This is a genomic window from Acinetobacter sp. UBA1297, assembly GCF_002307755.1.
In the GTDB taxonomy this organism is placed as follows: Bacteria; Pseudomonadota; Gammaproteobacteria; order Pseudomonadales; family Moraxellaceae; genus Acinetobacter; species Acinetobacter radioresistens.
Genome location: NZ_DBUF01000026.1, coordinates 234676 through 252517, shown reverse-complemented (window position 1 = coordinate 252517; position 17842 = coordinate 234676). Strand labels below are relative to the sequence as shown.

At 45.1% G+C, this 17842-nt stretch carries 17 protein-coding genes; 11 read left to right on the top strand and 6 right to left on the bottom strand.

Annotation, left to right across the window (positions count from 1 at the left end; genetic code table 11):
* Positions 1-27: 27 nt before the first annotated feature.
* Positions 28-933: a DNA-binding transcriptional regulator HcaR gene (hcaR, locus tag B3R63_RS11630; protein WP_005016808.1), complete on the bottom strand. Its 906-nt coding sequence runs from the start codon at positions 931-933 to the stop codon at positions 28-30.
* 269 nt (positions 934-1202) lie between these two features.
* Between hcaR and hcaE the strand changes: the two genes are divergently transcribed.
* From hcaE to B3R63_RS11585, 9 genes are all read left to right on the top strand, one after another.
* A complete protein-coding gene (gene hcaE / locus B3R63_RS11625; protein ID WP_005405681.1) occupies positions 1203-2570 on the top strand; it encodes a 3-phenylpropionate/cinnamic acid dioxygenase subunit alpha in 1368 nt (455 codons plus the stop codon).
* Complete coding sequence (gene hcaF, locus B3R63_RS11620; protein WP_286731255.1) at positions 2567-3085, top strand: 3-phenylpropionate/cinnamic acid dioxygenase subunit beta; 519 nt, start codon at positions 2567-2569, stop codon at positions 3083-3085. The genes hcaE and hcaF overlap by 4 nt, the downstream gene beginning before the upstream one ends.
* Complete coding sequence (gene hcaC, locus B3R63_RS11615; RefSeq protein WP_005016801.1) at positions 3085-3411, top strand: 3-phenylpropionate/cinnamic acid dioxygenase ferredoxin subunit; 327 nt, start codon at positions 3085-3087, stop codon at positions 3409-3411. Before hcaF ends, hcaC begins: the two co-directional genes overlap by 1 nt.
* A 2-nt stretch (positions 3412-3413) precedes the next feature.
* Positions 3414-4229 (top strand): 3-phenylpropionate-dihydrodiol/cinnamic acid-dihydrodiol dehydrogenase, encoded by an 816-nt coding sequence (hcaB, locus tag B3R63_RS11610; protein WP_005016792.1) that lies wholly within the window; start codon positions 3414-3416, stop codon positions 4227-4229.
* A 65-nt stretch (positions 4230-4294) separates the two neighbouring features.
* A complete protein-coding gene (locus tag B3R63_RS11605; RefSeq protein ID WP_286731251.1) occupies positions 4295-5254 on the top strand; it encodes a 3-carboxyethylcatechol 2,3-dioxygenase in 960 nt (319 codons plus the stop codon).
* A gap of 12 nt (positions 5255-5266) precedes the next feature.
* Positions 5267-6490 carry a 3-phenylpropionate/cinnamic acid dioxygenase ferredoxin--NAD(+) reductase subunit gene (hcaD, locus tag B3R63_RS11600; protein ID WP_286731249.1) on the top strand — a complete coding sequence of 408 codons (1224 nt, stop codon included), beginning with the start codon at positions 5267-5269 and terminating at the stop codon, positions 6488-6490.
* A 96-nt stretch (positions 6491-6586) separates the two neighbouring features.
* The gene (locus tag B3R63_RS11595) at positions 6587-7513 is read left to right on the top strand and encodes a DMT family transporter (protein ID WP_286731246.1); all 927 of its coding nucleotides are present in this window, start codon (positions 6587-6589) and stop codon (positions 7511-7513) included.
* 200 nt (positions 7514-7713) lie between these two features.
* Positions 7714-8661 (top strand): cation diffusion facilitator family transporter, encoded by a 948-nt coding sequence (locus B3R63_RS11590; RefSeq protein WP_286731243.1) that lies wholly within the window; start codon positions 7714-7716, stop codon positions 8659-8661.
* A gap of 62 nt (positions 8662-8723) precedes the next feature.
* Positions 8724-9764 carry an MBL fold metallo-hydrolase gene (locus tag B3R63_RS11585; protein ID WP_286731240.1) on the top strand — a complete coding sequence of 347 codons (1041 nt, stop codon included), beginning with the start codon at positions 8724-8726 and terminating at the stop codon, positions 9762-9764.
* Here the strand turns inward: B3R63_RS11585 and B3R63_RS11580 are convergent.
* The 3 genes from B3R63_RS11580 to B3R63_RS11570 all read right to left on the bottom strand — a co-directional run bounded on the left by B3R63_RS11580 (position 9754) and on the right by B3R63_RS11570 (position 12772).
* Positions 9754-10143, bottom strand: a complete 390-nt coding sequence (locus tag B3R63_RS11580) for a DoxX-like family protein (RefSeq protein WP_005023226.1) — start codon at positions 10141-10143, stop codon at positions 9754-9756. The genes B3R63_RS11585 and B3R63_RS11580 overlap by 11 nt on opposite strands.
* A gap of 179 nt (positions 10144-10322) precedes the next feature.
* Positions 10323-11843, bottom strand: coding sequence for a catalase (locus B3R63_RS11575; protein ID WP_286731237.1), 1521 nt, complete (start codon positions 11841-11843; stop codon positions 10323-10325).
* A 308-nt stretch (positions 11844-12151) separates the two neighbouring features.
* Positions 12152-12772: a TetR/AcrR family transcriptional regulator gene (locus B3R63_RS11570; protein WP_286731234.1), complete on the bottom strand. Its 621-nt coding sequence runs from the start codon at positions 12770-12772 to the stop codon at positions 12152-12154.
* Positions 12773-12849: 77 nt separating this feature from the next.
* Here B3R63_RS11570 and B3R63_RS11565 point away from each other — a divergent pair, with 77 nt between their 5' ends.
* Both B3R63_RS11565 and B3R63_RS11560 read left to right on the top strand, forming a co-directional pair.
* Positions 12850-14499, top strand: coding sequence for an acyl-CoA dehydrogenase family protein (locus tag B3R63_RS11565; protein WP_286731231.1), 1650 nt, complete (start codon positions 12850-12852; stop codon positions 14497-14499).
* Between the two features lie 181 nt (positions 14500-14680).
* A complete protein-coding gene (locus tag B3R63_RS11560; RefSeq protein WP_005023237.1) occupies positions 14681-14866 on the top strand; it encodes a DUF7230 family protein in 186 nt (61 codons plus the stop codon).
* 13 nt (positions 14867-14879) lie between these two features.
* Here B3R63_RS11560 and ptsP read toward each other — a convergent pair whose 3' ends face one another.
* Entirely contained in the window at positions 14880-17171 is a 2292-nt protein-coding gene (ptsP, locus tag B3R63_RS11555; protein ID WP_034670304.1) for a phosphoenolpyruvate--protein phosphotransferase, read from the bottom strand.
* A gap of 85 nt (positions 17172-17256) precedes the next feature.
* Positions 17257-17739 (bottom strand): RNA pyrophosphohydrolase, encoded by a 483-nt coding sequence (locus B3R63_RS11550; protein ID WP_005016769.1) that lies wholly within the window; start codon positions 17737-17739, stop codon positions 17257-17259.
* Between the last annotated feature and the right edge of the window lie 103 nt (positions 17740-17842).

Genomic DNA, 17842 nt, shown 5'->3' with positions numbered 1-17842 from the left:
ATGTATACGCATCAGTCAGGAAAAAAATTAGGCATCATTACGGTTAATATCGAGATAAAACACCTTGGTCAGCAGTTCAATAAATTTATGCGCAGTAACTAAAGCCGTGTCTTTACGATAGCTGACATATAAATCTAAAAAAGGCAGCTCTACACTGAGCGGTCGGATTACCGTATTTTCCATCATTAGTGGCGCAATATAACCTGGCAAAATTGTACAGCCAAGACCGATACCGATAGAATTAATATTAAACAGGATGTTATCTGCCTTTTGTATAATATTGAACTCAATACCGTTTTGTTTGGCAAAATCGAGAATCAGGTTATGCAGGGTAAGTGACTCTTCCGCAGCTGGAATTATAAAATCTATGCCATCAAGTGCTTTTACTGGAATACGCTCATATTTAGTGAGCGGATGATCTTTAGGCAATATGAAAATCAGGGGCTCACGCAGAACAAACTGGCTTTCAATTTCGTCATTCTGAAAGTTCTGCCGGGTAAAGGTAATGTCCAGTTCACCCTTCTTAATTAACCGCATCTGTTCATTGTTGTTAAGGCTGAGCAGTTCGATTTTAAGGTCCGGATTCTGAACCCTTAAGTTAGGTAGAACATAAGGGAATACTTTCATTTCAGCAACCGGAACAAAACCGATTCTGAGCATCTGCTGTTTGGCTTTAGAAACCTGACGCGCCATTGCTACGGCTTTGTCTGCCTGCGCCAAGGTCAAACGCGCCTGTTCTAGAAAAACAGCACCTTCTTCAGTCAGTTCAACTTTACGTTTGGTACGGTGTAATAGCTTGACGCCAACATCTTCTTCAAGGTCCTTGATCTGTTGGCTAAGAGAGGGCTGGGCGGTATACAGTTTTAAGGCTGCCTTACTAAAGTTCAATTCTTCTGCAACTGTAATGAAATAGCGAAGGTGGCGTAATTCCATAAGACTAATCCAAAAAATGTCTTATTATGATTGGCGAAAAGTATAATCTATAAACAACTATCTCGTGAAGATTATTCTACTATTTAGAAAATAAATACTATTTGACAATATGCCCGAGTTTTACTATAGAAATTTTATCTCTTAATAATCTAAAAAATCTATTAATTAAAACAAAATAAATATTTCACTAAAAACGGTTAAAAAATCATTATCCCTGTCTAGTTGAGTCTAATAACTTTGGTTGACGCTCAGTCACAGGAGTGCTTTTCATGAGTCGCAAAATTGATGTGCGTGAAATCGATGCTTTGGTCGATGCACAAAATGGACGTATCTCGCCATCTATCTACACTGATCCGGATCTGTACGAATTGGAACTGGAACGCGTATTTGGGCGTACTTGGTTATTCCTTTGTCATGAAAGCCAGATACCTAAGGCGGGCGATTTTTTCAACACTTATATGGGTGAAGATCCAATCATTGTGGTACGTCAAAAAGACGGCTCAATCAAAGCATTATTAAACCAGTGTCGCCATCGTTCAATGCGTGTCAGTTTCGCTGATTGTGGTAATACCCGTGCATTTACCTGTCCGTATCATGGCTGGTCTTACGGTGTAGATGGTTCATTAAAAGATATTCCCCTGGAAGACCGTGCTTTTCCACAAGGTGCCTGTAAAGAAAAATGGGGTTTGATCGAAGTCAACCGTGTCGAGTCTTATAAAGGCCTGATCTTTGGCTGTTGGGATGAAACCACGCCTGATCTGGTGGACTACATGGGTGATATTGCCTGGTATCTGGATGGGGTGCTGGACCGTCGTCCGGGTGGTACAGAAATCATTGGCGGCGTACATAAATGGGAAATTGAATGTAACTGGAAATTTGCAGCGGAACAGTTTGCTTCTGACCAGTACCATGCACTGTTTTCGCATGCTTCTGCCATTCAGGTTCTGGGCGCAAAACCGGATGATGAAACTTCTAAGAAATTAGGCGCAGCACAGACTGCACGTCCAGTTTGGGAAACTGCGAAAGATGCTATCCAGTATGGCTCGCGTGGCCACGGTTCAGGCTTCTTCTTTACGGAAAAGCCAGATGCAAATGTATGGGTAGATGGTGAAGTCGCCAATTATTTCCGTGAAACCTATGAAGAGGTCAAAGAGCGTCTGGGTGAAGTACGTGCTTTACGTTTGGCGGGTCACAATAATATGTTCCCGACATTGTCATGGCTAAATGGTACAGCAACACTTCGTGTGTGGCATCCGCGTGGTCCAAATAAGACAGAAGTCTGGGCTTTCTGTATTGCTGATGCTGAAGCCTCTCAGGAAGTTAAAGAAGCATTTGAACGCTCTGCGACACGTGCATTTGGTCCGGCAGGTTTTCTTGAGCAGGATGACTCTGAGAACTGGATCGAAATCCAGAAAGTATTACGCGGCTATAAGGCCCGTAATAATCCGCTCATTATGAAAATGGGTCTGGGCAATGAAAAAGTTCGTGAAGATGGCATTCCGGGGATTACCAATTACATTTTCTCTGAAACTGCAGCACGTGGTTTATATCGCCGCTGGGCAGATCTGCTGATTCATGAAACATGGGAAGAAGTCGAGAAAGCCGCTGACGAATATGAGAAGGAGCTAATGAAATGAGTCAGGTCAGTTTAGAACTTCATCATCAGATTAGCCAGTTTTTATACCGTGAAGCCAAAGCACTGGACGACTGGGATTTTCGTGCCTGGCTAGACATGCTGGCCGATGATATCTCTTATACGCTGCGTACAACTGCAAATGCGCAGACCCGTGACCGTCGCCGTTCGGTACAACCGCCAACCACCTGGGTTTTTAATGACACCAAAGACCTGCTGGAACGCCGGGTCGCACGTCTGGAAACCGGTATGGCTTGGGCTGAAGAGCCTCCATCACGTACTACCCACATGGTTTCAAATATTATTGTTGAGCCAACTGACGTAGAAGGTGAATACGATGTCTACGTTACTTATGTATTGTACCGTGCCCAGAAAGAAAAAGACGTGACGATTTATTGTGGCAAGCGTCATGACAAGATTCGCAAGGTTGAAGGTGGTCTTGGCTTCCAGATTTTCAACCGCAAGATCACGCTTGATCAAGCGACCTATACGTCACATAACCTGAGTGTATTCTTCTAATGAATAAGATTTTTGTTTGCCAGGTCGATGAGCTCGATGAAGGTGAAGCGCTAAAAGTAGACTGCGGCATAAATGGTATTGAGGCCTTGGCAGTATTCAACAATGGCGGAGATTTCTTCGCTATGAACGACCGTTGTTCACATGGTAATGCTTCTATGTCAGAAGGTTATCTTGAAGATGACGGGACGGTAGAGTGTCCTCTGCATTCAGCCCGTTTCTGTCTGAAAACCGGTCAGGCACTATGCCTGCCGGCTACCGATCCGATTCAGACTTTTCCGGTGGTGATTGAAGACGGTGCTTTATATGTAGAGATGGCAGGAGAGTAATCATGGGTTGGCTAAAAGGTGAAGTTGCACTGATCACTGGTGGCGGTTCAGGTCTGGGCTGGGCTTTAGTTGAGCGTTTTCTGGAAGAAGGCGCGCATGTGGGGGTATTACAACGTTCACAGTCTAAAGTAGATGCCCTGAAAGAACGGTTTGGTGACCAGATTGTGGCTGTCGCTGGTGATGTGGCCAACTATGAAGATAATGTCCGTGCTGTTCAGGCAACCGTAGAGCGATTTGGTAAGCTGGACTGCTTCATTGGTAATGCTGGCATCTGGGATCACTATGCCGATATCGTCAATACCTCTGGCGAGCAGCTGGATAAAGCCTTTGATGAAATTATGGGTATTAACACCAAGTCACTTATTCTAGGGGCCAAGGCTGCGTTGAATGAGCTGGTCAAAACTGAAGGGTCGATTGTTTTTACCCTGTCTAATTCTGCACTGTATTCAGCAGGTGGCGGCCCGGTTTATACCGCTTCCAAGCATGCTGGTGTGGGTATCATGAAAGAACTGGCTTATGAGCTTGCACCTAAAGTTCGGGTCAATGCAGTGGCCCCCTCCGGTATGAATGTCAATATCAAAGGTGCGGCGTCATTGGGACAGGAAAATATTGGGCTGCTGGATGCGCGTGATCCGGAAAAAATTGCTCGCGGTATGCCGCTTAACTTTTTGCCAGAACCTGAGGAAATGACAGGTTCTTACGTACTGCTGGCCTCTCGCCAGAATAACCGGCCATTGACTGGCGTCCTGATTAATGCCGAGTGTGGATTGGGAATTCGTGGCTTGCGTCAGCCACGTGCAGGCTTCTTCGATGAATAAAATCTTTCCATGCAGTAAAGGACTAAATGGCAGCCTGTTGGCTGCCTTGTGTTAAGGAGCGTCTTATGCCCGTTAAACTGATTTGTGCTTCACATAGCCCTTTAATGGAGTTTGCTTCTCCACAGGACAGTTCTCAGGAACAAAAAGTTCGTACCGTTTTTGCCAAGTTGTCTGAACAGGTCAAGGCTTATAATCCGACACTGATTATTGCTTTTGGCCCTGATCATTTTAATAGTTTCTTCTATGACCTGATGCCAAGTTTTTGTGTAGGTATCCGGGCCAGTGCAGCGGGAGACTGGAACTATGGTCCGGGCAAAATTGATGTACCAGAGCAGACCGCCCTGAGTCTGGTACGTTGTGTATTGAATGAAGGCGTCGATGTTGCCTACTCCTACCGCATGCAGGCTGATCATGGTGTCACGCAGCCACTGCATTTTTTATGTGATGGTCAACTCGACCGCTATCCTACCATTCCTGTATTTGTAAACGGAGCAGCCGCTCCGATGCCTACCCCTAAACGCACTGTAGCGCTTGGTCGGGCAATTGGCCAGTTTATCAAGTCACTGAATCTTGAGGCGGAGCGTGTACTAATTCTGGGTACAGGTGGTCTATCTCATGATCCGCCTACGCCGCAAATGGGCGCAGTACCACCCGAAGTAGAAGAGTTTCTGATCGCCGGCCGTAACCCGACTGCTGAAGCACGTCAGGCACGCCAAGCCAAAATCATTGCAGTCGGTCAGAAGCTGGCAGCAGGAGATACTTCTGTGGCAGTGCCCCTGAATGCCAAGTGGGATCAGGCATTACTAGAAAAATTTGCCCAAGCGGACTTTGCCGCGCTAGAGGCTATGACCGAAGACGAGATCCGCCGTGAGGGCGGCCGTGGAGGTCAGGAAATCCGCTGTTGGATTGCAGCCTTTGCCGCTTTTGCCGAGCTGGGGCAGTACCAGATGACAACGCATGTCTATGAAGCTATCAGTGAGTGGATTGCAGGTTTCGGTATTGTTTCTGCTGAACTGAAAGATTAAGGAAACAGACAGATGAGCATTGAAACTATTGTTATTGTAGGAGCCGGTCAGGCAGGTGCGAGCGCTATCCTGGAACTTCGTGCCAATGGATATACAGGGAAAATCATACTGGTGGGTGATGAAGTCCATTTACCTTATGAACGCCCGCCTTTATCTAAAGATGTAATCTTGAAGCCTGAAGAAACCAAAGTTGAGATTCTTTCAGTGCAGAAGCTGGCAGAGCTAGGCGTTGAGGTCATCCGTGGCAATGCTGCAGTAAAAATTGATGCCGATACCCATCAGCTCACCCTGAAAAATGGTGAAGTACTTGGTTATGACAAGTTGTTACTGGCTACCGGTGGCGCGCCGCGCCGCTTGCCGGACCTGGATGCTTTAGGTAAACATGTTTATACCTTGCGTAATCTGGAAGACTCTCAGGCATTGGTGCCCGTATTGCAGCCCGAGCGCCGGATTATCCTGATTGGTGGCGGTGTGATTGGTCTGGAACTGGCATCATCAGCGCGCTCTAAACATTGTCAGGTAACTGTAATTGAAATGGGCCCTATGGTGATGGGTCGCTGCTCACCACGGTTACTCAGTGAGTTCTTGCTGACCCAGCATCGTCAGGCTGGTATCGATATCCGTCTTGAAACCAGAATTGCAGGCTGTAGCCTGCAGGGTGAAGAGGTGGTAATTCAACTGGAAGATGGTGAAGAGCTACGTGCAGATGCAGTCATATATGGCATCGGCATTATCCCAAATGCGCGTCTGGCAGTTGAGGCTGGGCTGGACGTTGATTTTGCTGTAAAAGTGAATGAGAACTGCCAGACTTCTAATCCTGATATTTATGCAGCAGGGGATGTGGCTACCCAGCTTCGTGCAGATGGCCAGTATAGCCGGGTTGAAACCTGGGAAAATGCCAATCTGCAGGCAGGTATCTTTGCACGCCATGTGATGGGTATTGAACATCCTAAAGCAAATCCGGCCTGGTTCTGGACTGATCAGCTCGGTATCAATTTCCAGTTTGTCGGTGACATGAGCGCGGCAGAATGGCATGTGCGCGGTACTATGGATATTAGCCAGGGGCCTGCCTCATCTTTTATTCTGTACGGAGTCAGTAATGGAATTATTGTGGCTGGTATTACGGTTAATGCCGCTAAAGATATGCGCCATCTGAAAAAAATGATTAGCAAAGGTATCGCTTTTCATGCAGATACACACTTGGACCTTGCCCAAGAGCTACGTAAAATTGCCTAAATAAAACGGCTTTCTATTGAACAGACCTATAGTATGGACCCACTATAGGTCTGTTTTTTATTGGTAAAAACTCAATTTTAAAGAATGAGCGATTTTATGAGTTCAACTGCTTCTGGCACTCCATCTGCATCGTTACTGTTTACTTCATCTGTTTATGCACTACTGGTATTGATCTGGGCAACCACGCCACTGGCCATTGTCTGGAGTGTAGAAGAAGTTCACCCGATGTGGGTACTCATTATTCGCTATTTTGGCGCTTCAATACTGGCATTCCTGATTCTAAAACTGATGCGTGCTCCATTACCTTTTGATCAGATGGCCATGAAGAGTTATCTGGCCGGTAGCCTGAACCTAATTGGTGCACAGTTATTTATCTATTTAGCAGCTAATTATCTTACTTCGGGGTTGATGGCTTTAATTTTTGGTTTTTCGCCACTGGTTGCCGGGCTGATTGGTCATGTCATCTTGAAAACTCAAAAATTGGTGGCACTACAATGGCTGGGCATGGCGATAGCAGTTGCAGGGTTAAGTTTCGTTTTTGCAGATCAGGCAGAAACTCAGGTAAATCCAATTGGAGTTGTACTGATGTTTATCAGTATGGTGTCCTATATCAGCTCGATTTTCTGGGTTAAAGAGATTAATGCGCCTTTGGCCCCTATGTCTCAAGCAACAGGCTCGCTTTTAGTATCAGCACTGGCTTCACTACTGCTGGTTCCTTTTATTTATGAACATATACCGACTGCTATACCGGGTACTAAAACCATAATCGGCTTCTTATTTACCATGGTTATGTCCTCTATTGTGGCGATGCTGTGTTATTTCTGGCTGATCAAGCGCTTAAATGCTTCTACAGTATCTTTAAGTAATGTGATTACCCCGGTATTGGCGCTTATGCTAGGCGCCACACTGAATAATGAACAAATTGGTTCACATACCTTTGCTGGGGTAAGTATTGTAATGTTTGGTATTGTTCTGTACTTCTGGAAGGACTGGCACAGCCAATATAGAGTAAAAAAATATTAAACTTTAAATGTTTATAGTTAAGTAGCTTCTATAAAAGCACGGGCGTGCCCTGCAACTTTAGCTGATGAAGATGTAATAACTAACAGCAGAGAAAACAACAAAAAATAAAAAAAGTCAGGCCCAAGTTTGGCTAAGATCAGGAAAGTCCATTAGAAAATTGAATCAGCCGGTCTGATAAAAATAAAATTAGGTCATTTTCCATGTCTGAATCCAATAAAGTCGTTGTTTATGCAGCCCTGATCGGGAACCTGATCATTGCAATGGTCAAGTTCGTGGCAGCTTATCTGACGAACAGTTCGGCTATGCTGAGTGAGGCAATCCATTCAGTTGTTGATACCCTCAATGAAATCTTGCTGCTCTATGGACTGAAAAAATCCCAGCAGCCAGCCAATATGCGTCATCCTTTTGGTTATGGACGAGAACTGTATTTCTGGGCTTTTATTGTGGCCCTGATGGTATTTGCATTAGGTTCGGTAGTTTCGATCTATCAGGGGATTCAGCATATTCGTCATCCTGAAGAAATCGTTTCACCGGTGATTAACTATGTTGTACTTGGAATTGCTATTGTTGTAGAAGGTACTTCATGGTTTATCGCTTTAAAAAGCTTTCGCAAAAGCAAGGGTAAACTTGGATACTTTCAGGCATTCCGGCGTAGTAAAGATCCGACTACATTTACAGTTCTGTTTGAAGATACAGCTGCACTGCTTGGTTTGGTAATTGCATTGCTCGGTGTCTATTTTTCTCATACTTTGAATATGCCAGTACTTGATGGTATTGCTTCAATTCTCATTGGTATGATTCTGGCTGTGGCAGCCCTATTGCTGGGCCGGGAAACCAAGGGATTGCTGCTGGGTGAAACTGCAGATCCCTTACTGCGGCAAAATGTTTTGAATATTGCACAGCAGGACCCGGCGGTACTCTCGGCAAATGGTCTGATTACTGAACAGTTGGGTGCACATCAGGTGCTGGCTGCCTTAAGTCTTGAGTTTAAAGATAATCTGACTTCAGACCAGATTGAAGCCTGTGTAAACCGGATTGAGGCCAATACAAAAAAAGTGCATCCGGAAGTGGTGGCACTTTTTGTAAAACCCCAAACCCAGAAGGTCTGGATGGAACGTATGAAAGGTCGCCTCGATGACACAGCATAATCACGGCCAGATATCAGTATTTGCACCTACAGATTTGCCGTTTTATATAAAGATTTTTATTCATGAATAAGCAAGCTCCTTACTCTTACCGTTTAAAGACGGAATCCTGCTGGTCACATACCTTGAGAAAACCTGACTTTAGTTTCAGCCCTTCTGACCATTACAATGGAGAAGAGTTCTTTAATTATGTGGCTCATCCGGCCGGTTATCGGCGCCGTGATCTGATCAAGTGGTTATATAGCCGTAAACCTTTGCCATGGGAAGAGGAAAATACACAGGCAGAAATTCCGGCACATGCGGGTCCACAGAACCGGCCACATGCCAGTATGGACGACTGGCAGGTCTGGTTTATTGGTCATGCTACCTTACTGATTCAAATCGGGCCGTATAATTTTCTGACAGATCCGGTGTGGGCAGACTATGTCAGTCCGCAGCAGGGTACAGGTCCAAAAAGAAGCTGTACTGCCGGTATTGCATTAGAACAATTACCGGAAATTCATGCCGTACTCTTGAGTCATAATCACTACGACCATATGGACTTGGCAACTCTACGCTGGCTGCACAAAAAATTTGCCATGCCAATTTATACCGGGCTTGGCAACAGTTTTTATCTGCCTAAAAAGTTTCAGGTAATAGAAATGGACTGGTGGCAGGCTGCGTTGTTGCATAAGTTTCAAATAGTGTACACACCTGCACAACACGGTTCAGGGCGTGGTTTGCGTGATCGTAACCGGGCTTTGTGGGGGGGCTTTTCAATCATACATGAGACCGGTCACTGTTTTTTTGCAGGTGACACAGGTTATTCACCGCATTTCAAACAGATTCATGCCGAACTGGGAGCTCCCCGGATTGCTTTGCTTCCGATCGGCGCATATGAGCCGCGAGAGTTGATGCAATATATGCATATGAATCCTCAAGAAGCATTTCAGGCACATTTGGATCTGGCACCCCGTCGTTCACTGGCAATCCATTACCGGACTTTCCAGCTCACAGATGAAGGTCGCGAGCAGCCTGAACAGGACCTGAATATAGCCATGCAGAATTCATCCAAACTGTTAGGGCCATTTTATTGCATACGGGAAGGAAGACGCCTCATTGTTTAAGGTCTTTATTCTGTTCTTGTACAATAAGCTGAACTGCCACTACAGAAAGCATTAGCATGGCAATATTCATGACTACCGGATTAAACGCAGCTGTAAGTTGAAGAGGTGCTATACATATAATCAGCAGTAGCAGTCCTATAAGTCCAATGATGTTTAAGCTATGCAAGAGAATAGATCTAGGCCATTTCAAGAAGAATAAACCGAACAGCATTTCGATGCCCCCGGACAGACCCAGCAAAATTTTAGCCAGAACCAGATCAAGGCCCATATTTTGCCAGATTATGATTTCATCAGGAGATTGAAACAGAAGTTTGGGAACAAGCCCCTGATATAACCAGAGTAAGGCTAACGTGAGCTGAATGGTAAAGAGTGGACGCATAAAGATATGCCTGGGATTTATTAGCAGTGTCTTTTCAGAAATTATTTTTAATTGATTTCTTCAGGAGCAATATTCTCGCACATGGTGAGAATTTTTTGTAAAGAGTTAATGCTCTTATGCCTGACAAGCAAAAAAAGAAACCATACCAGATGGTTTCTTTTTAAAGGGTTTATTTCAGGTTAAAGAAAACCTGGCTGGCCATAGGCTGGGTCCGAATCACGTGCAGCCTGAGCATCAGCTACTTCTAATCCCAGTGCTTTAGCAACACCTTCACCATAAGCCGGGTCGCAGGCATAACAGTTACGGATATGGCGGTATTTAACAAAATCCAGCGCATCCCCCATTGCCCGAGCCGTATTTTCAAATAAAACCTGTTTTTGCTCAGTATTCATGAGAGCAAAAAGTGCACGTGGCTGACTGAAATAGTCTGCATCATCCTGACGATAATCCCAGTATGCTGCATCACCTGTAATCTTTAATGGCGGCTCTTTATACTGCGGCTGTTCCTGCCATTGACTGAAGCTGTTTGGCTCATAATGTGGCAGGCTACCATAGTTGGCATCAATCCGGCCCTGTCCATCACGGTGGTTAGAATGTACCGGACAGCGTGGTTTATTCACCGGGATCTGCTGATAATTTACTCCCAGACGGTAACGTTGGGCATCGGCATAATTAAATAGGCGTGCCTGCAGCATACGGTCAGGTGATACACTAATTCCCGGAACCAGATTACTTGGCGCAAAAGCTGACTGTTCTACATCTAGAAAGAAATTTTCCGGATTACGGTTCAGTTCAAATTCACCGACTTCAATCAGTGGATAATCGGCATGTGGCCAGATTTTTGTCAGGTCAAAAGGATGATATGGTACTTTCTCGGCATCTGCTTCTGGCATGACCTGGACATACATGGTCCATTTCGGATATTCACCCCGTTCAATGGCCTCATACAGGTCACGCTGGTGGCTTTCACGATCTTTTCCGATCAGTACTTCTGCTTCAGCATCTGCCAGATTTTTAATACCCTGCTGGGTACGGAAGTGAAACTTCACCCAAAACCGTTCACTGCTGGCATTAATAAAGCTATAGGTATGGCTGCCAAACCCATGCATATGTCGGTAGCTGGCAGGAATACCGCGTTCTGACATAACAATAGTGACCTGATGTAATGACTCAGGCAATAAGGTCCAGAAATCCCAGTTATAAGTGGCATTACGCATATTAGTGCGTGGGTCACGTTTAACAGCTTTATTCAAATCCGGGAATTTACGCGGGTCACGCAGAAAAAACACTGGCGTGTTGTTACCGACCATATCCCAGTTGCCTTCTTCAGTATAAAACTTCAAGGCAAAGCCACGAATATCGCGTTCAGCATCAGCTGCTCCACGTTCACCTGCGACAGTGGTAAAACGTGCAAACATTTCAGTTTGTTTACCAATTTCAGAGAAAATGCTGGCACAGCTATACCGGGTAATATCTTGGGTGACAGTAAATGTTCCAAATGCACCGGAACCTTTAGCGTGCATACGGCGTTCAGGAATAACTTCACGGACAAAGTTGGCAAGTTTCTCATTGAGCCACATATCTTGGGCTAAAAGCGGACCGCGTGGGCCAGCAGTCATACTATTCTGGTTGTCTACAACGGGCGCACCGAAGTCTGTAGTTAAGTGGCTGACTGGACACTTTTTGATGTCTTGACTCATGCTATGCTCCATTCTTTGAATGTCTGGTGCAGTGGTGCTCTAAAATAGGACCAGTTCTTCTGACTGAACTACTGATCAAATCACTGTATTCTAGCTGCCACTGTTTCCAGTATCGGTAAGGAACCTTATATACCGGCATGTTTACTGCGTATTGGCTCTGCCTTGAACTACGAGCTATATAAGCGTTCGGTATATCTGTTCTGTTAAGCATAATTTAGAGGTTATCTGATTGATTTACCAACGATAAAAATTAATGGTTTGTATAGGTAAAAACGATTATTATTTTTAATTAATTAATTAATTAGATTTTAAGAGCTTAAGGGTAAAAAGCCGGAAATAGCGCGCCGGATATCCTGTTTCAGTTCAAACCAGTGCTGGTATTCCGGCTCCTGAAGCAGGGTCTGTGAAATCATGCCATAAATAATCCGGTGCAGATTGAGGGCAAGACTTTCGAGTTCTTGCCTAGGACAATTGCAGAGGTGCACAAGAACCTTACACCAGCTTTCTACATGTAAGCGATAGTGTTTTTGATAGGCAGACACACTGGAAATCTGACGTTCAAGTAAAAATAAAGTGGCCCAAATGTGCTGTTCTTGCCGAATACTCTGAATCTGGAAATTAACCAGTGCTCCAATATATAACGCTAATTCTAAAGAAGTTTCTAAGGTATTGGCATACTGTTCTAGGGCTTTGGCCTGCTGTTTAATGTACTGATGGATGCAAAGTGCGGCCAGTTCATCTTTATCACCAAAGTATTCATAAAAAGTACCCAAGCCGACACCTGCCAGCTCGGTAATATCCCGAATAGTGATATCAGGGTAATCTTGAGTATCTAAAAGCCGAACAAAGCTTTCTAGTAAGGCGGCCTGAGTCATGCGCGCACGTGACTGTTGCGGTTTGCGGCGAGCTTTAAAGGCTGGTGTTTTCATATAGGAGAAACCGAACACTATATAGAGCTGATTCTTTTATACTGAAGAAAGATAAGAATGACTATATGGAAAGAAGAATGAATACATGGGCGACTCATCAAATCCAGAATCAGTTTGATGAACTTAAAGACTATAACCTGTTTGATACCGATCCGATATTACAGGAAATATTGCAACGCCATCAAAGTCAAGATCAGGTCAGGCTAAGCCAGTTAGGTGCGATAGCCGGTTCTGCCGAATATTATCAGTATGCCGAACAGGCTAACCGCTATACACCTGAGCTTAAGGCGTTTGATGCACGTGGCCGGCGCTGTGATGTAGTTGAGTTTCATCCGGCTTGGCATCAGTGGATGGCACTCAACCGCAGCTATGAAGTCCATGCCTATCCTTTTATTAAACCAGATGATGCACAAGGCTGGCTGAACTGGGCAGCACGTTTTTATTTAAATGGGCAGATCGAATGCGGTAGTCTGTGTCCAACTGCCATGACACTTGGCAGTATTCCCTTACTACAGCGTGAATCGGTACTATGGCAACAGCTGGGTGATAAATTACTGTCGCAGCATTATGATGCGCGCGACCTGCCCATAAGCCAGAAAAAATCAATCTGGTTAGGCATGGGCATGACTGAAAAACAAGGTGGTTCCGATGTGCGTGCCAACCAGACCAAAGCAGTACCAGTCGGACAGTACGGACGTGGGCAGGGTTATCTGATTACCGGTCATAAATGGTTTTTTTCAGCGCCGATGTGTGATGCACATCTGGTGGTCGCCAATACCGAACAAGATGGTTTGGCCTGTTTCTTTGTGCCGCGCTGGCTGGAGGATAGCCACAAAAACAGTATTCATGTGCAGCGCTTAAAAGATAAGGTGGGTAACCGCAGTAATTCCAGTAGTGAAGTCGAATTTCAGGAGGCTTGGGGAATCATGCTGGGTGAGGCGGGCAGAGGCATTCCGACTATTATTGAAATGGCCGCATATACCCGGCTGACCTGTGTAGTAGGCAGTAGTGCCATGTTGCGTCAGGCACTGGTTCAGTGTCTAGCCTATACCCGGCAGCGTCAGGCTTTTGGTAAACCTCTGGCAGCACAGCCTCTCATGCAATCAGTACTGACCGATCTGGCATTGGAATCTGAAGCAGCAGTACAGTTAGCTATGCATCTGGCTTCCTGCTACCAGCAAGATGATCCGCTGTCTAAAGCCTGGCAACGTCTGATGACGCCAGCTGCAAAATTCTGGATCTGTAAAAGAGTGGTAGAACTGAGTGGCGAAGCAATGGAGGTTTTTGGAGGCAATGGCTACGTCGAAACCGGAATCATGGCACGTATTTTCAGGGAAGCACCGGTAAACTCAATCTGGGAAGGTTCAGGCAATGTAATGTGCCTGGATGTATTACGTGCGGTACAGCGTGACCGCGAATCTATAGAGATTTTAATACATTCATTTGCCGGAACTATTCAGGATGAACCATTGTTACAACAGGAATTACAGCAGTTGCTACAGCTTTTCGCACAAAGTCCAGATCAGCTGCAATTTATGGCACGGACTTTAGTGAGTCGCCTGGTCATTCTGGCACAAGCAGTACTATTGAAAAAATATGCTCCAGATTTTGTAGCAAATGCCTTTATCCAGACTCGCTATACGGCATTTCATGGTCGGGTTACAGGACTGATCGATCTCCATTTAGTTGATATGCAGCGTGTACTGGAACGGGCTTTTCCTGCTTAAAGTTTCTATAATTTTAAGGGTATAAAAAAGCATCTTGATGAGAGGGTAGCGTGACTTTAAAAAATACATACTGCCCCCATCAATATCTCTTGCCAGCAGAGTAAAATAGGCGATAATCTGCTGGCACAGGCTCTGTGTAAAAATAATACTCTGAATTAATCTGACCTGATAGGTAAACACTATGGCAAAAAGCAAGAAGCAGCCAGAAGTTATTATTCATAACTTTGTTGCTAAACATATGCATGAAGTCAACCGCAGTCATGTATTTACAGACCGCAAAAAAAATGCAAAACGCGGTTATAGCAAACATAAGCAAGGGCGATATTCTGATGATTATCGTCCTTCCTGTTTCAGCTTTGCAGCTTAAGTTAAGCTGACATTTATACCACCAGACGGCTAGATTTCACCATATCAGTCAGGCCATGCGTTTTAAAGTAATGCTCAAGCCAGCTTTTTACGACCAGCGGATTATTCATTCTCAGTACTTCTTCCAGTAACTGTTCAGCATCACTAAACGGTGTATGACAGATTGCTTTTCGTACCCTTAAAATATTACTTGAACTCATGGAAAGAGTATTAAAGCCCATTGCCATTAACAATACTGCCGAAAGCGGATCGCCTGCCATTTCTCCACAAATACTGATAGGTTTGTTATATTTCCGGCATTCTCCCACCAGGCGGTAGAGGGCTCGCAGTACTGAAGGATGAAAATGTGAATAGACATTGGCAACCCGAGGATTATTACGGTCAACTGCCAGCAAATATTGAGTCAGGTCATTCGAACCCACTGAAAAGAAATCTACCAGATCGGCGAATTCATCAATCTGTAACAGTACACTCGGTACTTCCACCATGATTCCGATTTTTGGTTTAGTGATCTTGACCTGCTCTTCTTCCTGAACCGCGACCCAGTCCCGTTCTAGCAGATAAAGCACTTCTTCTACTTCACTGACACTGGTTACCATAGGCAGCAAAATGTGCAAATTGTTGAGTCCAATGCTGGCTTTGAGCATAGCACGAATCTGTGAGGAAAAAATTTCCGGATGGTCTAGTGTAAAACGCAGACCACGCCAGCCGAGCGCCGAATTTTCTTCTTCAATTGAAAAATATGGCAGATCTTTATCTGCACCAATGTCAAGCGTACGCATTACTACCGGTTTATTGGCAAAGTGGCTCAGCTGCTGGCGGTAAATTGCACGCTGTTCTTCTTCACCCGGAAAACGGTCACGCAGCATAAAGGGGATTTCAGAGCGGTACAGGCCTACACCTTTGGCGCCGCGTTGAACACCACGGACCACATCGATCATTAAACCAGTATTGACGTAAAGCGGAACCACATGTCCATCTGGCGTGATCGCATCACGAGTTTCATACTGTTTTAAATCCTTGGCGATCTGCTCTTCTTCTTTTTGCACATCTTTATAGCGCTGACGCAGGCGCCGTGGCGGATTAATAAAAACCCGACCTTGATAGGCATCTACAATCATCTCGACATCATCAAGCGTATTAACGGGTAATTCGGTTACACCGACAACAGTCGGAATACCTAATGCCCGCGCTACAATCACCATATGTGAGTTGGTTGCGCCTTCAGAGGTGACAATCGCAGCAATTTTATCGACAGGTAGCTCTACCAGTGCCGCCGTACTGATTTCTTCACCAATTAAAATACTGTCAGCACTTAGTTCGCGGTGACCAGACTCAGCCTCCTGCAAATAAGCCAGAATACGTCGGCCTAAATCTTTTAAGTCTGCCACCCGTTCACGCAGATAATCATCTTCCATCAGGGAGAACAGATTAATATGTTTATCAATTACCCGGCGGACAGCGCCCTGTGCCCAGCTGCCATTTCGAATCAACTCTTTAATCTCGGCCGGCAAAGCATTTTCATCCAGCATCCGTAAAAAGACACTAAACAGCGCCCGTTCATCAGAAATCAGGGAATCCTGCATTTTCTCATCCAGTGCCTTGATTTCAGTACGCACTGACTGTACCGCCTGATCAAGTAAACTCAGCTCATCGCTAATATCTTCTGCTTCACGGTCAGGCACGGCAGCCAAATCAGCCGGAGGATATAAAATGATTGCACGGCCTAAGGCGATTCCACCTGCACCTGAAACGCCTTGAAAGGTTTTATAAGTGGTAGAGTTATTGAATTTTCGAAAGACATCAATATTGCCTACAGCATGGGCATGAGCAATAACGCCGGAGAGCTGTGCACACAGTGTGACTAGAAAAGACTCAGCCGCTTCACTGAAATCCTGTGATTCCCGGTTTTGTACGACCAACACACCCATCACCTTACGGCGATACATGACCGGCACACCTAAAAAGGAGTTGTAGATTTCCTCACCGGTTTCTGGCAAATATAAAAATCGTTCATGTTTAGGGGCATTGTCGAGGTTGACGATTTCCTCACGTTGACCGACCAGTCCAACCAGGCCTTCACCTACCTGTAACGAAACATTCCCGACAGATTCTGGCTTTAAACCTTTTGAAGCCATAAGCAGATAACGCTGATTGCGTTCATCTAGCAGATAAACCGAACACACATCCACATTCATGGCCTCGGCCACCCGGTTCACCATAATTTCCAAGGACTCATGCAGACTGACTGACGCATTGATTTCCTGCACAATACGTCTTAGGGTGTCCAGCTGCATGTTTGACATGGATGAATGCTCCAAATATTTTTAAATCTGTTTACTCTTTATAACAGCAGCCCTAACAAAAATCATTCGCGAAAATGCTGAATTTTCAGGATGGCTGCTGTGGTAACTGCATACACAATTCCATCATGGCCCTACGGTAAACATCCCGTTTAAAGTTTACCACCTGTCCAAGCGGATACCAGTAACTGACCCATTGCCACTGGTCGAATTCTGGCGGATTGGACAGGTCCAGCTGGATATGCTCGGAAGAGGCCACTAGTTTTAATAAAAACCACTTCTGCTTTTGTCCGATACATACAGGCTCTGAATCGGAGCGGATGTACCGGTGTGGCAAACGATAACGCAGCCAGCCTTTAGTCTGCGCAATAATTTCAACGTGTTCAGGCAATAAGCCGACTTCTTCTCTCAGTTCACGATAAAGTGCCTGCTCAGGGGTTTCTCCAAACTGGATCCCTCCTTGTGGAAATTGCCATGCATTGTGTCCAATGCGTTTTGCCCATAACACCTGTCCATCATCGTTTGCCAAAATGATCCCGACATTCGGTCGGAAACCTTCTGAGTCGATCATTTGGCTACCTAAATTTATCTATTAGCTTAACTTTGAAATCGGGGATGATAAATAACTGCATCCAGCTCGAAAAAAGATCAAAGTAAAATGTTAAAAATTGCTA

Excerpts from the sequence above, each read along its gene's own strand:
- hcaF (WP_286731255.1), top strand. The coding sequence starts at position 2,567 with ATGAGTCAGGTCAGTTTAGAACTTCATCATCAGATTAGCCAGTTTTTA.
- ptsP (WP_034670304.1), bottom strand. The coding sequence starts at position 17,171 with ATGTCAAACATGCAGCTGGACACCCTAAGACGTATTGTGCAGGAAATC.
- B3R63_RS11585 (WP_286731240.1), top strand. The coding sequence starts at position 8,724 with ATGAATAAGCAAGCTCCTTACTCTTACCGTTTAAAGACGGAATCCTGC.
- B3R63_RS11560 (WP_005023237.1), top strand. The coding sequence starts at position 14,681 with ATGGCAAAAAGCAAGAAGCAGCCAGAAGTTATTATTCATAACTTTGTT.
- B3R63_RS11570 (WP_286731234.1), bottom strand. The coding sequence starts at position 12,772 with ATGAAAACACCAGCCTTTAAAGCTCGCCGCAAACCGCAACAGTCACGT.
- B3R63_RS11575 (WP_286731237.1), bottom strand. The coding sequence starts at position 11,843 with ATGAGTCAAGACATCAAAAAGTGTCCAGTCAGCCACTTAACTACAGAC.
- hcaR (WP_005016808.1), bottom strand. The coding sequence starts at position 933 with ATGGAATTACGCCACCTTCGCTATTTCATTACAGTTGCAGAAGAATTG.
- hcaB (WP_005016792.1), top strand. The coding sequence starts at position 3,414 with ATGGGTTGGCTAAAAGGTGAAGTTGCACTGATCACTGGTGGCGGTTCA.
- B3R63_RS11605 (WP_286731251.1), top strand. The coding sequence starts at position 4,295 with ATGCCCGTTAAACTGATTTGTGCTTCACATAGCCCTTTAATGGAGTTT.
- B3R63_RS11590 (WP_286731243.1), top strand. The coding sequence starts at position 7,714 with ATGTCTGAATCCAATAAAGTCGTTGTTTATGCAGCCCTGATCGGGAAC.
- B3R63_RS11550 (WP_005016769.1), bottom strand. The coding sequence starts at position 17,739 with ATGATCGACTCAGAAGGTTTCCGACCGAATGTCGGGATCATTTTGGCA.
- B3R63_RS11565 (WP_286731231.1), top strand. The coding sequence starts at position 12,850 with ATGAATACATGGGCGACTCATCAAATCCAGAATCAGTTTGATGAACTT.
- hcaE (WP_005405681.1), top strand. The coding sequence starts at position 1,203 with ATGAGTCGCAAAATTGATGTGCGTGAAATCGATGCTTTGGTCGATGCA.
- hcaC (WP_005016801.1), top strand. The coding sequence starts at position 3,085 with ATGAATAAGATTTTTGTTTGCCAGGTCGATGAGCTCGATGAAGGTGAA.
- hcaD (WP_286731249.1), top strand. The coding sequence starts at position 5,267 with ATGAGCATTGAAACTATTGTTATTGTAGGAGCCGGTCAGGCAGGTGCG.
- B3R63_RS11580 (WP_005023226.1), bottom strand. The coding sequence starts at position 10,143 with ATGCGTCCACTCTTTACCATTCAGCTCACGTTAGCCTTACTCTGGTTA.
- B3R63_RS11595 (WP_286731246.1), top strand. The coding sequence starts at position 6,587 with ATGAGTTCAACTGCTTCTGGCACTCCATCTGCATCGTTACTGTTTACT.